Source organism: Gilliamella sp. CG22, assembly GCF_046635725.1.
GTDB classification, from domain to species: Bacteria; Pseudomonadota; Gammaproteobacteria; order Enterobacterales; family Orbaceae; genus Gilliamella; species Gilliamella apicola_I.
Window position 1 is genome coordinate 1 of the sequence record NZ_JBIDFK010000010.1, and the last position, 16579, is coordinate 16579.

At 34.4% G+C, this 16579-nt stretch carries 13 protein-coding genes; 5 read left to right on the forward strand and 8 right to left on the reverse strand.

Features of this window, described 5'->3' with window-relative positions:
* The 3 genes from ACGH46_RS08965 to ACGH46_RS08975 form a co-directional block, all read right to left on the reverse strand.
* The coding region (locus ACGH46_RS08965; protein ID WP_411605348.1) for an ESPR-type extended signal peptide-containing protein at positions 1–1319 on the reverse strand (1319 nt) is incomplete at its 3' end.
* Positions 1320–1919: 600 nt separating this feature from the next.
* The gene (locus tag ACGH46_RS08970) at positions 1920–2813 is read right to left on the reverse strand and encodes a hypothetical protein (protein WP_411605350.1); all 894 of its coding nucleotides are present in this window, start codon (positions 2811–2813) and stop codon (positions 1920–1922) included.
* A gap of 280 nt (positions 2814–3093) precedes the next feature.
* Complete coding sequence (locus ACGH46_RS08975) at positions 3094–3960, reverse strand: YicC/YloC family endoribonuclease (protein ID WP_411605352.1); 867 nt, start codon at positions 3958–3960, stop codon at positions 3094–3096.
* 159 nt (positions 3961–4119) lie between these two features.
* On the opposite strand from ACGH46_RS08975, the gene rph reads away from it, so the two are divergent.
* The 3 genes from rph to ACGH46_RS08990 all read left to right on the forward strand — a co-directional run bounded on the left by rph (position 4120) and on the right by ACGH46_RS08990 (position 6797).
* Positions 4120–4836, forward strand: a complete 717-nt coding sequence (rph, locus tag ACGH46_RS08980) for a ribonuclease PH (RefSeq protein ID WP_220215281.1) — start codon at positions 4120–4122, stop codon at positions 4834–4836.
* Between the two features lie 13 nt (positions 4837–4849).
* Entirely contained in the window at positions 4850–5497 is a 648-nt protein-coding gene (gene pyrE / locus ACGH46_RS08985) for an orotate phosphoribosyltransferase (protein WP_411605353.1), read from the forward strand.
* Positions 5498–5690: 193 nt separating this feature from the next.
* Positions 5691–6797, forward strand: coding sequence for an SIMPL domain-containing protein (locus ACGH46_RS08990; RefSeq protein WP_411599240.1), 1107 nt, complete (start codon positions 5691–5693; stop codon positions 6795–6797).
* 192 nt (positions 6798–6989) lie between these two features.
* On the opposite strand, the gene ACGH46_RS08995 is transcribed toward ACGH46_RS08990, so the two are convergent.
* The gene (locus ACGH46_RS08995; RefSeq protein ID WP_267359312.1) at positions 6990–7694 is read right to left on the reverse strand and encodes a GntR family transcriptional regulator; all 705 of its coding nucleotides are present in this window, start codon (positions 7692–7694) and stop codon (positions 6990–6992) included.
* A gap of 177 nt (positions 7695–7871) precedes the next feature.
* On the opposite strand from ACGH46_RS08995, the gene ACGH46_RS09000 reads away from it, so the two are divergent.
* Complete coding sequence (locus ACGH46_RS09000) at positions 7872–9746, forward strand: glucose PTS transporter subunit IIA (protein WP_411605355.1); 1875 nt, start codon at positions 7872–7874, stop codon at positions 9744–9746.
* Positions 9747–9760: 14 nt separating this feature from the next.
* Complete coding sequence (locus ACGH46_RS09005; RefSeq protein ID WP_411605357.1) at positions 9761–11197, forward strand: 6-phospho-beta-glucosidase; 1437 nt, start codon at positions 9761–9763, stop codon at positions 11195–11197.
* 91 nt (positions 11198–11288) lie between these two features.
* Here ACGH46_RS09005 and dinB read toward each other — a convergent pair whose 3' ends face one another.
* From dinB to thiP, 4 genes are all read right to left on the reverse strand, one after another.
* A complete protein-coding gene (gene dinB / locus ACGH46_RS09010; RefSeq protein WP_267352172.1) occupies positions 11289–12344 on the reverse strand; it encodes a DNA polymerase IV in 1056 nt (351 codons plus the stop codon).
* Between the two features lie 81 nt (positions 12345–12425).
* A complete protein-coding gene (gene cptA / locus ACGH46_RS09015) occupies positions 12426–14132 on the reverse strand; it encodes a phosphoethanolamine transferase CptA (RefSeq protein WP_411605358.1) in 1707 nt (568 codons plus the stop codon).
* Between the two features lie 187 nt (positions 14133–14319).
* Positions 14320–14979, reverse strand: coding sequence for a thiamine ABC transporter ATP-binding protein (gene thiQ / locus ACGH46_RS09020; protein WP_411605360.1), 660 nt, complete (start codon positions 14977–14979; stop codon positions 14320–14322).
* Positions 14980–15001: 22 nt separating this feature from the next.
* Positions 15002–16579, reverse strand: coding sequence for a thiamine/thiamine pyrophosphate ABC transporter permease (gene thiP / locus ACGH46_RS09025; protein ID WP_411605362.1), 1578 nt, complete (start codon positions 16577–16579; stop codon positions 15002–15004).

The following is a 16579-nucleotide window of genomic DNA, read 5'->3' on the forward strand; positions in this document are numbered from 1 at the left end:
TGATCTTCTAAATTAAGTGAACCTTTCTTATCAACGTTATAGTTAGATTTTTCGCTAAAGACATTCTCGGCTTTCGCATTCCAAGAACCACCAGTTATATTGGTGTTTCCTTCATAAGTATGTTTACCACTAATAAAGTTATCACCAGAGATTACATTGACATTGCCTTTTCCATTTGCTTTGCTATCAATATCCCAGCCTACTTGATAATCATTATTAGTATGATTGAAATTAAGTTCACCCGCTGGTAATGATGGATCTTGATTTGCAAAATGGATAACCGGCACATCAATTGCTCCCGCTTTTTGTGGCGCTTCATTTGGTTTACCACCAATATTTAATTTACCGCCCTCATTGATGGTTATACCATCATTTTCACCATTAGCGTTTTTAGTTGTGTTTATTTTGGCATCATTAGAAACCGTGATTTCACTTTTATTACCAATTGATATATCCTTAACCACATTCAATGCAGAATCAGTTCCATCAACAAATACTTTACCGCCATTTCTAACAACTAAAGTACCGTTGACTGTATCACCAATATTGGCTTTAGCACCATTTAAAATATTTAGCTCAGCATGACCCGTATTTACATTTTTTTCTGGCCCTACACGCATAGTGGCCGCATTTAATGTTGAATCCTTACCTATAACATTAAAAATTGCAGTACCATTTGCAAATCCAAGCAATAGCGTATTTTTTGCATCAAATAAGCCGCCCTCTATGACATCAACTTTGGCATTACCATTAGCGCCAACAAATACTTGAATTTTCGATTTTTGAATGAATGCGCTTCCTTTACCTTTCACTGTTAGGGTGGTATTAGAACCAGCTTCACTTCCTATACTTGGCGAAGCCCAAGCAGTATTAGTGAAAGTACCACCATTTGTGATTAATACATTCGCATCACCACCTTGGAAACCAAAGTATGCAACACCCTGAGCATTAATAAGATGTCCATTATCAAGAATTAATTCACCTGAATTTCCTGCGCCTCGACCAACTAAAATTCTTGCTAACGATAGCGTACCGCCATCACTAATCGTTAGACGTCCTTTTCCATTTGTCCCTGACCCTAATGAATATTCCTCATTGGTTATTTGACCACTTTGAATTGTGCCAGTACCATTACCTTTGATTGTTTCATTCGAATTGATATGAATTGGTGCAGCTAATGCACTTTCAGACATAGCAGCTGTAATCATGATGGCTGCTGCAATTTTACTTACTGAAGATTTTGTTTTGCCTTTGGCTAGTTCCGATACTGCCAAGCTTATTCCTTGTCTATTTTTTAAAACTTTGTAGATTTTATTCATTTATTAAATTTCCTTGATTTTACGATATTAAACATAACCACTAGTCTTTTAGAAAGTTATGTAAAAATATTATTGATCGGATTAAATGATCAATCAATATTCAATCGATCGAAAATTTCTTATAAATATTGTAAGCATTGTTTAATATATTGTTTTTGTTTATTAAATATTAATTAATTCAATGAAAAAACAATGAAAAGTTTTGATGAGATAATTTTCAGATAAACGTAAAAACCGCTAATCTAATTTTCACTTAAAAAGTGACAAACATTGGACCTTTTTTGCACACCAAACTTCTCAATTTATAACGGTTGATGACTTGGCTAGCTGCCATAGACAACGCAAATAAATTTTTAATAAAATTTAAATGGTAAGCCATTATTTTATTTTTTCTCTATGATATTTATTAAATTTTTTTTAACATTTACAGCGCTATTTATTAAACGATTTTTATAACAACATTATTTTTTTAGATTTAACATTGGGAAGATAACATTTTCGATGTACTGAGTTGAGGAAATAGACTTCAGCTAAAATATGGGTTTTCAGGCACTCTTAAGAGTACCTGATTTTAAAAGAGAATAGTTAATCGTTGTGATGCTAGATTTTTGTTGAAAAAAGTTGATCTGTTTGGTGATCAAGATAAGCTTGATTGACAAGTATTCCATCATTCACACCTTCAACTTCAGGTCCTTTATCCGTTTGTTTTAACATTTTTTTCGTAATGGTTAAAATACTTTTTTGCTGACATTTTGGACATTGGCAATATTCATAATTTAGCATTGACATTTTATCGTCAGTCTTTTTAACGAGCAAATCCCGAATATCTTTTTGAAGTTCTACATTGGCTAATGCATCGACATAATTACCTACACGACTATTATTAATATTGTTTTCTAATTCTTCACTAGACAAAGAATGGAAAAAATATTTTTTGTACCAAGTTTGGCAATCTTCACAAAAGGCATCTTCTATGAATAAAGCTGTTAAAATTGGGTAAAAGAAGACTAAGAATTCAATCAGATAAACGCCAGCTAATAACATCCCTGAAATTGAACCTTTTGATGAGCTGCCTTTAGTAATCGTGATTTCACGATAAGGAATGATATCATCTATTAATAAAGTTATAGTATCAATAGGCGATAAAAACAGTGAAATCCAATTGGACAAATAATTAGTGTCAAATAACAAAACTTCAAAAGTAACCAAATTTGAATAATAGGCAAACAAGCAGATTAAAAAAGTCATTAATATATTGATTTTGACATTACGGATCTTCGCTAATTGAGATAAATTAGATTGCAACATGATTATCACATAACACATCCCCACAATAAGACCGATATCAATAAGAATTAGTGGAGAAAAATGAGAGATTATGGCATATACAACGCCAAGTAAAATAGCCACAAAAATACCCAGCAAAGTTAAAACAATCGTAGAGCCCAGATTGAATTTATTTGAAAATTGATAGTGTTCAGTTGAGGTGTTCATTATTTTTCCTTATATTTATAGATAAATCTACTTTGATTATTTCAATAGAAAAATTAGATAATTTATATTATTGACAGCAAGTGAAACCGTCATTATTTTCATAAAACATATCAAAGCTTTTTTGGGAGCGGCGTATTTTAGTATGAGTAAAAGGAAAGAAAAAGGGATTTTTTTAAATGTTAAAATCGAGCTATTTTTAAATTCATTAACTTCTCAATATTTTGATAATAAAATCAATTGATATTGAGAAGAATTACGTTGTTATATCTAATTAATAAAATTATTCGATATTTTGTACTTGTTCTCGAATTTGTTCTATTAAAACTTTTAATTCAATGGCACTAGCCGTAACATCGGCATTAATAGATTTTGAAGCAATGGTATTCGATTCACGGTTGAATTCTTGCATCATAAAATCAAGTCGACGTCCAACGGCTTCATTTTTCTTCAAAATTGCATAAGTTTCTTTAACGTGTGTCATTAGACGATCAAGCTCTTCAGCAACATCAATACGTTGAGCCATCATGACAATTTCTTGTTCAAACCTTGAGCTATCTAATTCGATATTGGCTTCAGCTAATTTAGTTTGTAGACGCTCTTTTTGCCATTCCAAAATCTGTGGCATCCATTGACGAATCTTTTCAACTTGTTCCGTTATCCCTTCGAGCCGTTGGATGATAAGATCACCTAATGCTTTACCTTCACGTTCACGTACAGTAATAAATTCATCAATTGTCGAATCTAATATTGCTAAAAGTTCTTGCGATATGGTATCTAAATTTTGCTCTTTAGCTGATAATACACCTGGCCAACGTAAAACATCGATAGGATTGACTTCGCCGGATTTGTGCTCTGACTGAATCCAATTAGCTGCATTTAAAATTTGTTTAGCTAGATCTTGATTTAAAGATAATTCTTGATGTTGAGCAGCAGGATCCAATTCAAAACGCAAATGGCATTCAATTTTACCCCGCGTTAAACGATGACGAAGCCGTTCACGAATAATAGGCTCAAGTGAGCGAAACTGTTCAGGCAAACGGATGTAAGTTTCTAAATAACGTTGGTTGACCGAACGAAGCTCCCAAGAAGCGGTCCCCCATGGTTGATTTACTTCTTTTCTGGCATAAGCGGTCATACTGGAAATCATAATGGCTTCCTAAATTTAGTAAAAAACTTGCTGGGCATTGTATCACAAATTCTGTATAATGCGCTCTTAGCTTAGGCTAAACATCAACCTTTTTCTTGTTGATGTCCTCCTAAATGGTAAATTCAAATAATTTTTTAAATATAACTGCTGGAGAAATGCATGCGCCCGTCAGGTCGATCTGCGGAACAAGTCCGCCCTATCAAAATTACCCGTCATTACACTAAGCATGCAGAAGGTTCTGTATTAGTAGAGTTCGGTGAAACAAAAGTACTGTGTAATGCAACTGTCGATGAAAGCGTACCCCGTTTTTTAAAAGGTCAAAATCAAGGTTGGGTCACGGCTGAATATGGTATGTTGCCTCGTGCGACTAATTCAAGAACGCAACGGGAAGCGGCAAAAGGTAAACAAACAGGTCGCACAATGGAAATTCAACGATTAATTGCTCGTTCATTAAGAGCAATGATAGATCTTAAACTTTTAGGCGAATATACCATTACCTTAGACTGCGATGTCATTCAAGCTGACGGTGGTACAAGAACAGCTTCAATTACTGGCGCGTGTGTAGCGCTAAATGATGCGATAAATAAAATGATTGCCGAAGGTAAAGTTAAACAAAATCCGATTAAATCATTGGTCGCAGCGGTGTCTGTCGGTATTGTCGATGGTCAACCGGTATGTGATTTAGAATATATTGAAGATTCTAATGCTGAAACTGATATGAATGTAGTAATGACTGATGACGGACGAATTATTGAAGTTCAAGGAACTGCCGAAGGTGAACCTTTTAGTCATGACGAATTATTAAAATTATTAGAATTAGCTAAAAATGGCATTGCAACAATTATTGATGCACAAAGACAGGCCTTAAAAGATTAATTGGAGAGGATCGATGAAATCATACAAAAGTGAATTTATTGAATTTGCTTTAAATCGGCAAGCATTGAAATTTGGCGAATTCACCTTAAAATCAGGTCGAAAAAGTCCTTATTTTTTTAATGCGGGTTTGTTTAACACCGGTAAAGATTTAGCGCTTTTAGGTCGCTTTTACGCTGCTGCTTTATTAGATGCCAAGCTCGAATATGACGTAATTTTTGGTCCTGCTTATAAGGGGATTCCGATTGTATCATCAACTGTCGTTGCATTATCTGAACATCACAACGTTGATGTTCCTTACTGCTTTAATCGTAAAGAGGCAAAAGATCATGGTGAAGGAGGCAATTTAGTCGGCAGTTCGATTTATGAGCAACGTGTTATGCTGGTTGACGATGTTATTACTGCCGGAACCGCAATACGTGAATCGATGCGAATATTGGAAGATAATAAATCAAAATTAGCTGGCGTATTAATTTGCTTAGACCGACAAGAAAAAGGTCGTGCCCATCTTTCTGCAATTCAAGAAATTAAACAAACTTATCATTGCGAAGTGATTTCAATTATTACACTTGATGATTTGATCCAATATCTTTATCAAGATCCAACCAGACAAGATCAAGTAAAACTAGTTGAAGCTTATCGTGAGCAATATGGTATAAACTAAAGTAAACTCTTACACAATCAGCTAATGAAATAAAAGCGTTGAAAAACGCTTTTACATCTTTTTACAATCCAATACATTTTTTAGACATTTAATTTGCTTTTTATCTATAATCTAGATTAGATTTATTTAGCCTTTTATTAGCAATTCAACAAGTATTTTTATAAACAAATAAACATTAACTAAGGATAATAAGATGAAAAAAACAATTTTATTTGCCATGTTACTCAATATTGGTATCGCCTTTAATAGTTATGCTGCTAACTCAGTTAATCAAGAATTGAATGTCAATAATACTTATCTTCAATTACAAGAATTAAAATATGGCAAAAATTTAATACCTGTTGGAAAAGTTGAAGCCAAAATTTCTGAAACTGTCGTATTAAAACCTGACACAGTACAATTTTCTGTAACTTTACTAACTGATGCCGCAACACCTAACGATGCCTCAGATCTCAATGTAAATATAATGAAACAATTTAAAGATGAATTATTGAAGTTGGGCTTAACTGAAGACAATTTAGAGACAATTGGTTATCAAAACAATGTGAGAGAGATAAATCAAGAAAATAGTCAAGAAAATTCAAAATATCAAGCAAATATGAATATTGTTATAAAGATTGATAATAACGATAGCTTTGTTGATCTCAATAAAATATTAGATAAATATAATATCAATGATATTCATCAAGTAAAAAGCGATAAAGTTAAAAATCTCTATGCTTTCAATATTCGCGAAACAGCCCAAACTTTAAATAACGCCAAAGATAGTCTTTATAAAAAATATTCAACCATTACCGATGAATTAAAAAAACTTCAATTAACTGATTTCACCATAACCAATTCAGATACGGATAAAATATCACCGGAAAGAATTACGGTAAAACAATATTATGTTCAGCATAATCTTATGGTCAAAACAACTAAGCTTGACCTTATTGGTAAAATTATTGCTAAAGCTCAAGAATTAAAAATGGTTGTCAATGATGATACTTATTACACCGTTTCGAAAGAAGCCGTTCAAAAAGCAGTTGAAGAGCATGAAGCAATATTATTAGCTAAACTTAAAAATAAAGTTGAAAGACTACTGGCGAAACAATATCTGTTAGGTGCACCAATACAACTTGATATAAGCGGTGGAGAATTTGATTTGCATTCTGAATACAATCCATCTCAACGTTATGCGAAAAGATTGTATGCTGATGGAAATATGAGGGCTGATGTTAATATTTATGCTCCAACAGAGTATAAAATAAATCTTGTTTTATCAGGTATTTTTGAAACACTTAAACCTATACAATAAACTTTTAAGATAAACCTATCATCAATTGAACACGCTCTCCTTAGTTAGCTCTTTAATTAAATGGTAAATAGTCGGAGAGCGTTTAACCCCAAATATACTTACCATTTTATTTATAATTTAAAGTAATTATTGTACAAATAGTTTACTAAATCAATCATCCATTTTTTCAAGCTACTCTTTTAAAACTTCGATTCATTTAGAATGGCTCTGTACATAAAATTTAGCATTATCATAATGGTAGATAATTGTTGAGAAATCGAATGGTTCTCCTGCCGATGTATAAAATATCTCTTCAACACATAACGCCGGATCGCCTGCTTGTAAGCCTAAGTATTCCGCTATTTCAGCGTCTAATTTTATCGCTTTGAAATACTTATCTGAAAAACCAATGCTAATTTTACAGATATCTTTCACATAACTAAATATTGAATGCTCAGCAATTTCTTTATTCAAATATGAAACCAGTTTTTTGCGATAATAAGATTGTTCAAATCCATATATTTCGCCGTCCACATAACGCAAACGCTTGATGTAATAAACGTGTTCATCATCACTACATCTTAGATTTTCTTTTACTTTTTTGTCTGGTTCAATAACATCTACGTTAAATACTTGCGATGCACCAGGAAGATCGTTTAAATCTACACTAAAGCCGTGACTCTCTAGAAAATTGAGATATCCACTTTTTTTAGGCTGTCTGACAAAAATACCACTACCTTGTATTTGATAGATTACGCCATGGCGTTCAAGTTGATTTAAGGCTTTAATAATGGTTGTCCGACTGACTTGATATTGGTTAATTAACCCTTCAATATTGGGTAATTGGGTATCTTTTGGCAATTTTTGTTGATAAATTGTTCGTTTAATTTTTTCTGCAACATCCTGATATTTTAACATTTATTTCCCTTCTCTGTTTTTTAGATAGGCATATCCCATTTTATACAGGTTATTTTAATATTAAAGCAAACAAATTTAAAATTAGATCTAGATCACAAACAATAAAATTGGTAATTAACAATTTTCAATTTGTCGATAAGATAAGCTAACTGTATTTTTTATAAGGAACTTTAAACAATGTCATCAAAGATTCGAGACTATAATAAGTTGGCTGTTGATATTTTGAATGAGCTGGGTGGTGAAGATAATATTGTCACAGTCGCTCGTTGTGCAACACGTTTACGTTTGGTAACCCAAAAAACACCCGAAAATGCTAAAGAAAATATTGCTAAATTCCCTGGCGTCATAACCGTTGTTGAAAAAGGAGGACAAATTCAGGTGGTAATTGGCACAAATGTCGATAAGGTCTACAATGCTTTTATACAATTAATTAAAACAGATAATAAAGTTGCAAGTTCCGAAAATAAAAATATATTAAATCTTATCATTGCAACTATGTCAGCCGTTTTTGCGCCTTTCGTTTATGTTTTAGCCGCATCGGGAATATTACAAGGGATTTTAATCTTAATTAAATTAGCCATTCCTGCTTTTGAAACAACAGGTACTTATCAAGTATTCAATTTTATTTCTTGGGCACCCTTCGCCTTTTTACCTATTTTTATTGCGATTACTGCATCACAACATTTTCGCTGTAATATTTATATCGCCGTGGCGTGTTGTGCAGCCTTGTTATCACCAACATGGGCTGAACTGGCTGCACTCATCAAATCAGGACAAGAAGTTAATTTATTTGGTTTGGCATTGTCTGAAACTACTTATACATCTACGGTTTTACCCCCTTTATTCTTAGTTTGGTTGTTATCTTATTTAGAACGATTTTTAGAGCCACGTTTACATAGCATCATCAAACCACTCCTGATGCCTCTTATTTGCTTAGTCATTATGGTTCCGCTTACTTTGCTTGCAATCGGTCCGCTGACTGCAAATGCTGCACATTATATTGCTAATGGGTATAACTGGATTGTTAATCTTGCACCATCTGTGGCAGGTGGATTAATCGGTGCAGTCTGGCAAGTATTTGTTATTTTCGGTGTTCATTGGGGAATCACCCCCGTTATCATTGAAAATATTAATCAATACGGTCAAGATTCATTCCAAGCTTTCCAAACAATTGCTGTTATTGGTCAAGTGGGCGCGGCGTTAGGATTCTATATCAAAACCAAAAATAAAGATATGAAAGGGGTCTCTTTATCCGCATTTGTTACCGGTATTTTTGGTATTACTGAACCGGCTATATATGGTGTTAACTTACGTTTCAAAAAACCATTCATTTATGGCTGTGCATGTGCAGCAATAGGCGGAATTGTTGCTGGATTTTTTACACCTTATTACTATACCTATGCCGCTTTGCCGGGTCCGTTAACTATAGTTAATGCGATTAACCCTGAACACCCAGGATCATTTATTGGCGTATTACTCGGTTCAGCAATTGCCCTGTTTGGACCTGTATTATTGATACAAATTTTAGGGACGGGTGAAACAAAATTATCCTCAAACGATTCAATCGAAGATGATACGCCAAATATTTTACTTGATGAAATTCAAATTACCAGCCCAATGACAGGAAAAGCGCTGCCACTGAGTGAAGTCCCTGATCCTGCCTTCGCGCAAAAGTTAATGGGAGAAGGTATCGCAATTGAGCCAACGGATAATCACGTTTATGCCCCTGATGATGCGCAAATTACTGCAGTATTTGAGCGTTCAAAGCATGCAATTGGTTTGACCTTAAATAATGGTGTAGAACTATTAATCCATTGTGGTATCGATACAGTTAATTTAACAAATAACGAGTTTAATTATCATGTATCATTAAATCAACAAGTTAAAAAAGGTGATTTGCTTATCAGTTTTGATCCAGACGCAATTATAAAAGCGGGTTATCCATTAATCACCCCAATTATTATTGTTAATAGTACGCAGTATCAGCAAATCACTTTAACCGATAAAACAGACGTTACAACTCAAGATATCGTATTTGACATTAAGCAATAACAAGGAACACAGATATGAAGCAAAAAAATTTTTTATGGGGTGGTGCATTAGCTGCCCACCAATTTGAAGGCGGTTGGAATGAGGGCGGTAAAGGCCCAAGTGTCGTCGATGTTATGACAGCAGGTGCACACGGTGTGCCAAGACAAATTACGCAAGATATTGAAGCAGGAAAATTTTACCCAAACCATACCGCAATTGATTTTTATCACCATTATAAAGAGGATATTAAACTATTTGCGGATCTAGGACTTAAATGTCTTCGTACTTCGATTGCTTGGACAAGAATTTTCCCTAAAGGCGATGAACTGCAACCTAATGAAGAGGGATTACGGTTTTACGATGCGGTATTTGATGAATTAATTGCCAACGGAATTGAACCGGTCATTACCCTATCCCATTTTGAAATTCCTTTGCATATTGCTCGTGAATATGGGGGATTCCGTAATCGTAAAACGGTTGAGTTTTTTGAACGATTTGCGATCACCTGCTTTGAGCGTTATAAAAACAAAGTTAAATACTGGATGACATTTAACGAAATTAACAATCAAATGGATACGAGCAACCCTATCTTCTTTTGGACTAATTCTGGCGTGCAAGTCAAAGCAGGCGAAAATCCGCAAGAAGTCCTTTACCAAGTTGCTCATTACGAACTCTTAGCCAGTGCTAAAGCCGTGATCGCGGGTAAAAAAATCAACCCAGATTTTCAAATTGGCTGTATGATTTCTCATGTACCAATCTATCCATACTCATGTAATCCTGAAGATATGATGGCTTCAGAAATTGCAATGCATCAACGATTCTTCTTCCCTGATGTTCATGTCCGAGGCTATTACCCTGCTTATGCATTAAAAGAGTTTGAGCGTGAAGGTTATAAACTTGATATTACGCAAGAAGATTTAGCATGTTTGAAACAAGGCACAGTTGATTACATTGGGTTTAGTTATTACATGTCTACTGTCGTTAAAGCCGATGTCAAAAATGATAACCGTGACAATATCGTGAATGGTGCTTTACCAAATGCGGTTGAAAATCCTTATATTAAAAGCAGTGACTGGGGATGGCCAATTGACCCTGAAGGCTTACGCTATACATTAAACCGTTTATATGATCGCTATCAATTGCCGTTATTTATTGTAGAAAATGGTTTCGGGGCAATTGACCAACTTGAAAATGGTCATCAAATACATGACCAACCTCGAATTGAATATCTCGGTGCACATATCAAAGCAATGTTAACAGCAATGGACTATGACGGGGTCGATGTTATTGGGTATACCGCATGGGGAATTATAGATGTTGTATCCTTTACTACTGGCGAAATGAAAAAACGTTATGGTGTGATCTATGTTGATCGTGATAACGAAGGTAATGGTAGCATGAAACGGTATAAGAAGGATTCCTTTGATTGGTATAAACAAGTCATTCAGACCAACGGTGAAAACTTAAAATAACGACTTAGTTAAGCCAAACTTATTTATGGGGATTTTATGATATTTCAATCATCCCCATAAATTCAGCTTAACACCTTAGTGCTTTAAACAGCTAAAAAGGGAAGATTAACTGTTTGTCTAATTGTGGATCAATAAGGGTAACATGAAAGCCAATTAACCTAACCCCCCTATCATTTCGTCGTTCTTGCCAAACTTTGTACGCTTGTTCAATCAAATCTTGTTTATCCAACTTTGCCCAGACATGTTCTTGTGTCGTGAGTTGAAAATCATCAAATTTAAATTTCACCCCTTGTCGGGCAATCGATAAATCTGTTCTGACTTTACTTAATCGTTTTTCTAACTCATCATAAAGTGGATCGAGTTGCAGTAAACAGTCATCCCAAGTATGAATATCATCAACCAAAGTACGTTCAACACCCACTGATTTACGTTGCCTGTCATTACAGACTTCACGCTCATCAATGCCTTGACATCTTTCATAAAGCACTCGACCAAACTTACCAAATTGATTAAGTAATTTGGTTAAATCATACTTCACCACATCTCGACAAGTAAATAACCCTAGTTCAGCCAGTTTTTTTTCGGTGACTTTCCCCACCCCCGGAATCTTTTTAAGAGGGAGTTGCTGTATGAACGAATCAACTTCGTCAGGTGTAATCACATATTGACCGTTAGGCTTGTTCATATCTGAAGCAATTTTAGCTAAAAATTTAAGTGGCGCAACACCAGCTGACGCAGTTAAACCCAGTTCATTAAATATAGCTTGGCGAATGTCTTTGGCAATTAATGTTGCCGAACCATGGCAAAGTTGACAATCAGTCACATCTAAATAAGCTTCATCAAGTGATAAGGCCTCGATTGCTTGGGTATAACGCTGAAAAATTTGATGAATCTGGTTTGAAACTTCTTTATAAACAGCATGTCTACCCGGAATAACTTTAAGATTTGGACAAAGTTTTACCGCTTGTGCCATTGACATAGCACTATGAATACCAAATTGTCGAGCAAGATAATTGGCTGTTGCAACAACACCTCTTTTTCGTGGGTCACCCCCAACAGCAATGGGGATATTACGGTATCGAGGGTTGTCCCGCATCTCAACTGCCGCATAAAAACAATCCATGTCAACATGAATGATTTTTCGCATAATCTGAATGATAGCATCTAAAATATAACTGTATAAATATACAATACCATACCTTAAATGCTTGTGCAATCAGGATATCAATTACTTAACCAATTTATCAAAATCCACTAAACCTTTTTTATCATAGGGATCGCCAATCCAACGTATTGATGGTTTAAAGTTAGGATTAACTAAACTTTTTTCAGGCTGATATAAATTGTAACGTAAGCCGGCTAAATCAGACCAAGTATGAATTAAATCTTGTGAGCTAAATTTGCGATCAACGTAAGCTTGATAATCATTAGGATGTGTTTTCAACCAACTTGGTGATTGCCAAAGTATAAAGGGAATGGTATACATCGGTTTGGTTGGTGCTTTTTCATTTCGTCCTAAGACATCATACGGTGGTGTTTGATAAACCTCTTCACCATGATCGGAAAAATACAACATAAAACCGTTATCATGGCTCTGTTTAAATGTATTAAACAATGTCGTTATTACATAATCATTATAGCTAATTGCATTATCATAGCTGTTGTAGACTTTGGCGTTATCATCGTCAATATTGAATGGAATGCCTGTCTTATCTTGAAAAACATTATATTCACTACTTTTCGGATAACGAAATTCATATTTCATATGCGTACCAAGTAAATGAATAACGATAAATTTCTTTTTAGCGGGATCGGTTAACACCTCTTTAAAAGGCTGAATCACAGCATCATCATATTGTCTGGCACTTTGGTTACGATCATTATTCATATAATATTGTTTATCTGTTTGCTTAGAAAACATGGTTAACATCGTATTTCGTTTAGTCATTGTTTGTTGATTGGTAATCCAAAATGTTTTATACCCTGCTTGTTTCATAAGATGAATGAGTGAAGGTTGTGTTAAGTATAAATCAGGATGCCGCTCATCGGCGAAAGTCAGGGCTTGTTCTAAAATTTCGATCGTATATGGTCTGGATGAGACAACATCGTTGAAAACCAATAAATTTGGATTTTCTTTTTTAAATTGTTCAATCATCGGGGTGGTATTTCGGTTATAACCGTAAATCCCCATTCTTGTACGGGTAGTCGATTCCCCAATGATTAAGACTAATGTTCTTGGTGTCTCCCCATTACTATCTGTTAAATTTTCTAATGAAGGCAAAGATTGCAAATTATTCAAAATATTTTCCATATTAGAAAGTTGTGAACGGTATGCAATATAGCTGCTCATTAATTGCCAAGGTACTGTCGTTTCCATACGGCTTAATAAATGTGCTCCCGCTTTCTCTAAGGAGGTTTTTTTTACCATTACACTGATTACTAGTGGCATCAAAGCATAAATAGCAATCAATAGTGAAACGATCCACTTAGTTTTATTTTGGACATAAACCGGTTTGACTTGTTTCCAAAGAAATAGCGCCACTAAAATATAGACGACTAATACGGCAATCAATTTAAAACTCAAGTATTGCTGAATATATTCATTAGATTCGTTGAAATTTGATTCAGCCATTATAAAAAAAACACTTTGTGAAAACTCCTGCCGATAAATCACAAAATATGCTAACGAAATTAAAGACAATCCACCAACTATAATCCCATAAATGGCTGCAATTTTACGAGTATGATTTGGAAAAAATAACACCGGTATGAGCCAAATTAAGCTATAAATAATGGAATCCCTTAACCCAATAAAATTAGAGTGTCCCGACAGAGAAATATAGAGTTGCAAAGCGGATGAAAAATAGGTAAAAAATAATATAATCAAAAATAACGAGGAAAAACTAAATTTCTGATCTTCTTTCAAATTTTGCATAAATATCAATAACGAATCATGATGAATAAGTTTTTATAAGATACATTGGGTAGATTAATAAAACCTTAAGCACTCACATTCGATATTGAAACTAACAAAAGCCAACGGTAATCATTAATGCTATGAAAACAATATGAAGCATATTTTCAATGAATATACTGCTTAGCTAAAGATTAATTTTAGCGGATTAAATCGACTTCAAGCCTAATAGCTGAGCAATATGTTGATGTTCTGAACAGGTTAACTTTTTGGGTGAATGATTAAAAATAATCTGTCCTTCATCGACAACTAAACATCGCGAAAAATAATACAATGATTCATCCAGATAATGGGACACCATCATTAATGTTAATTCAAATTCTTCACAGATTTGGTTAACTAATTCAAGCATTTCAAAACGTAATGATTGATCCAGCGCTGAAAAAGGCTCATCTAAAAGTAAAATCGGACGATGTTGAATTAGACACCGCGCTAAAGCAACCCGTTGACGTTGACCACCCGATAATTGTTCAGGGTAACGTTGATTAAATCCTGTTAATCCAACTTTTTCTAAAATATCATCAATAATTTGCATTTGTGAAATATTCAGCTTTAAAGAAGGTTTTAATCCTAAAGCGATATTATCTTGAACCGTTAAATGGTCAAACAAATTATTATGTTGAAACAACATAGATACCGGGCGTTTTCCGGGAGTGACATTCGTCATATCTTGATCATCGAGTATTATTTTTCCTGAATCAGGTGAAATAAAACCGGCGATTAAACTCAATAATGAACTTTTACCCGCACCACTTGGCCCAACAATGACGACCCGTTCTTTTGCGGCAATACCAAAATTAAAAAACATTTTAAAATTATCATAATGATAATTAATATGATTGAGTGTGATCATCATCCACCAAAACCAATAAACTAAAAGAGATAATTAATAATATTGCTGCTGTGACACTACCATCTTGATAATGATAATGTGATAGCTGCTCATAGAGGTAATAAGGCAATGTGATGACTGACTGCCCACCAAATAGTGCGATAATGCCAAAATCCCCTAAAGATAAGATAGCCGAAAAAACAAAACTTTTTAACATTAATTTGTTTAACGCTTTATATTCAATCAAATAAAAATGGTTAACCCCGTCAATGCAAAGGGATTGGCTTAATAGCCAATAACGCTTAGTGACATCGAACATGGGGGTAGCCAGACTTTTAATGACAAAAGGTAATGCCATTAAAGCATTACACAATATTAATAAAATGCAGATAAACCAAGTATTACCTGCATACTGATAAAATAATATAAACAGTCCTGACGCTAAAATCATGCTGGGAATCGCTAAAATTAACGAACTGGCTAACATTAATCGATTACTCCAAGTTACCTTTTGATAAATGAGCAATCGACTATTTGTCCAAAGAATAAATAGTGCCATTAACAGGGTTACGATGGCTGACCCCAATGCAATGAAAAGTGAAAACAGTGTTGCATGTTGAAAGGTTGGCGTAAACAGTGACAAACGGAAAAAATAAACACCATCAATCACGATATTTATCAAAGGAAGTAAAATAAATAATCCCCCTATAATAATCACGATTGAACTTAGCAAGGCAGCCAAGCCAGAAACAGGAAAACGGTAGTTTTGCTTTATAAAGCGCATTGTGACTTGTTTATTATTATTAAACTTTTGCATTATTCCCATAAAACCTACACAACAAAGCAATTGCAATAAGGAAAGCAAAACCGCTTGAATAAAATCAAAATCACGAATGGATTGATAAATTGCTACTTCAATGGTGGTATATTTGGGGCCACCGCCTAAAGCCAACACAATCGCAAAACTTGAAAAACAGAGCATAAAAATCAGCGAAGCCATAGGCAATATTTGCCGACGAAGATGTGGCCATTCAACCAATCGAAAAAAAGTGTAACCAGAAAAATTCAATTGAGCGGCTAGCTGTTTCTGTTCAACAGGCACACTCATCAGCGTTCGGTAAAATAGACAACAAGCATAAGGAAAATTCAAAAATACGTGTGCTAATAAAATTCCTTGTAATCCATAAATTGACCATGAAAATGGCAAGCCAATATATCCCACAAAGATTGACAGTAATCCCTGCTGCCCATAAACGGATAAAAGCCCTGTCACAACAACTAGTGCAGGTAAAATAAACGTCACCGGCATTATTCGCAACAATAAACCTTTACCCCAAAACTCAACCATGGATAAAACTTTTGCCATTAATATAGCAAAGAAAATAGAAAGACATGTTGATAGTGTGGCTTGATAAACAGTTATCCACAAAATATGTAATAAATAGCTGTCAATATAACTGTCAATCTCACCTGAAGTTATTGCGTAATAACCAATGGATAATAATGCACTACCCAGTACAACCATTATGCTACTGGCGGCAAGAATACCCGGTATTAACGTTCTGAAATTCAACAT